Annotated in this window: 1 protein-coding gene and 1 pseudogene; both read right to left on the bottom strand. The window is 76.3% G+C overall.

Annotated features, from left to right (window positions below; translation table 11 throughout):
* Window positions 1–429 precede the first annotated feature (429 nt).
* Window positions 430–1,086, bottom strand: coding sequence for a response regulator transcription factor (locus ABZ719_RS37510; protein ID WP_366729647.1), 657 nt, complete (start codon window positions 1,084–1,086; stop codon window positions 430–432).
* Window positions 1,086–2,437: pseudogene (locus ABZ719_RS37505) on the bottom strand (histidine kinase); the annotation flags it as partial. The pseudogene ABZ719_RS37505 and the gene ABZ719_RS37510, both read right to left, overlap by 1 nt.

Genomic DNA, 2,437 nt, shown 5'->3' with positions numbered 1-2,437 from the left:
GTGGGCGTGCACGGCCATGAGCGTCAAGGGCCGGTCAGTCATCAGACAGTCCTCCTGCGGACTTGCGTGTCGGTCCGGGTGCGCGGCGGTCGTACCGCGATCCCACGAGGGGCCCGGCTCCTGCGGCGACGACCTCGCGCTCTCCGCGCTCCCCCGCCCCGGCTGTCCGGGTCCCTCGGTCCGTGCAACGCTGCCGGCCGAACCGACTGTTCCCCAAAGCACCGACGGCTTCGCGGACGGGGACGGCGAACGCGGCAGGCGACATCAGCGACGGCACCGGCGCCGAGGGCGGCACCCGCGTCCCCGGCGGCGTCAGCCGCATCGGCATCCCGACGCCCTGGGCGCCCTGGGCGTCCCCGGTGGCGTCAGCATCCCCGGCGTCCTCGGCGGCCGCGAGGCCGGTGGTCAGCCGTGCGCGGCCCGGCGGGGTCACAGCGCGGGCGTGCCACCGGGCCGGATCAGACCGCTCTCGTACGCCAGGATCGTCGCCTGCACCCGGTCGCGCAGGCCGAGTTTGGCCAGGAGGGCGTTCACATGGGTCTTGACCGTGCCCGTGGTCACGCCGAGTTCGACGCCGATCTCGGCGTTGGTCCTGCCCGAGGCGATGTGCAGGAGCACCTCGCGCTCGCGCGGGGTGAGCCGGGCCAGAAACGCGGGCACCGGAGGCGGCAGGGAGCCGCCCCGAGCGAAGGTGTCGATGAGCCGGCGGGTGACGCCGGGGGCGAGGATGCCGTCGCCGGCGGCCACCACCCGGACGGCGGTCAGCAGTTCCTCCGGCTGGGCGTCCTTGAGCAGGAAGCCGGACGCACCGGCCCGCAGGGCCTCGTACACGTACTCGTCGAGGTCGAACGTCGTGAGCACCAGCACCCTGGGCCGGGTCTCCAGTCCGGTGATGAGACGGGTGGCGGTGAGTCCGTCCATGCCGGGCATGCGGATGTCCATCAGGACGAGATCGGGTGCCCGGGCCGCCGCGAGTTCCACCGCTGACGCCCCGTCACCCGCCTCCGCCACGACCGTCAGGTCGGGTTCGGCGTCCACCATGGCCGCGAATCCGGCGCGGACCACCGCCTGGTCGTCGACGACCATCACATGTGTGGTGACGGCGGCACCTCCTGAGCCGGAGCGGATCGTGGTGAGGCGGGGAGTGACACCCGCACGGTACCGGCCGGAGCGAAGGTGATCCGTCCCCCACCCGCGTCGGCCTGCACCCGCAGGCGTTCCGCGACCGGCCCGGTGACCGCGAGAGGCACCCCTGACACCGTGAGGTGCAGGGTACCGCGGCGCCGGCGGAGGGTGACCCGGGCCGGTCCCCGGTCACCGGCGTCGAGGGCGGACGCCGCCATCCGGTACGCCAACAGGGCCACGGACGGCGGCAGCTGCGCGGTCGTGCCGGCCAGGCCGCGCAGCCGTACGTCCCGTCCCGCCGCCCGCAGGCGGTGACACAGTGATCCGAGGTCGGCGGCGGTGGGGGACGGTGCGAGCCGCTGACCGCGCGGGTCGGCTCCGTCGAGGCTGTGGAGCAGCTCACGCATCGCGGCGAGGGCTGAACGTGCGGCGTCGCCGACGTCTTCCAGCCGTCCGTGGGCGGCGTTCTCGACGACGCCGGCGGTGCGGTCCAGGACCGCTTCGCGCAGTTTCGCCGCCAGCCGCCGCCGTTCGGCGTCCGCCGCGAGGCCGGCCTGCCATGCCGAACTGGCGAGCGCGTGGTCCTCGCGCGCCAGCACGCGCAGCCGGCTGCGCCGGACCGCCAGTCCGGTGGTCCACAGCAGCGCGAACGCCGGTGTCAGCAGGGCCCATGTCACCGCGGCGATGACGAGGGCCGAGGTCCACGAGACGGGCAGGCCGCCGAGCGTCCCGTCGACGCCGGCCGTGACCGGCAGCACCGCCGCCGTGGCGGTCGAGGCCGCCAGGGCCAGTGGCCAGGTGCCGGCGGGCCGGGGGCCGTACACCCCGACGGCGTAGACCGCGAGGGCCTCGGCGAGGAGGCCTGCGGCCAGGAACTGTGCCATCGGGGCGGGCAGGAGCGAGCAGGCGACGGCCGGCGGCCACAGCCAGGCCGCTGTCAGTACGCCGGCGAGGGCGGCCCGGGGTGCGCGCCGCCGCCACAGCAGCGGCAGTGCGTGCACGGCGGCCAGCAGGGCGAGGACGGCCAGAGCGCCGGCGTCGGCCCGGTGGCCGGTGTCCGTCGGGTTCTCCAGGTCGGCGAGGGCTACGAACAGGGGCAGGGTCCCCGCGGCGGCGGTGAGCGCGGGGTCGCACAGGCGCTGTACGCGCAGTGCGTCGCGGCGCCGGGGTGCGGCGGGCGCGGGCCGCGGGCCGGTGTCGTCGGGGAGCGCCGCCCGCACCTGCCAGCCGCCGTCCGGGCCGGGTCCCGCGGTCAGCCGCCCGCCGGCCGCGGCCGCCCGCCTCCGCATGCCCTCGATCCCCCGGCCCGCGC

This window comes from Streptomyces sp. NPDC006743 (genome assembly GCF_040703815.1).
Lineage (GTDB): Bacteria > Actinomycetota > Actinomycetes > Streptomycetales > Streptomycetaceae > Streptomyces.
The sequence above is the reverse complement of the archived record's forward strand: the minus strand, read 5'-3'. Positions and strand labels throughout refer to the sequence as shown.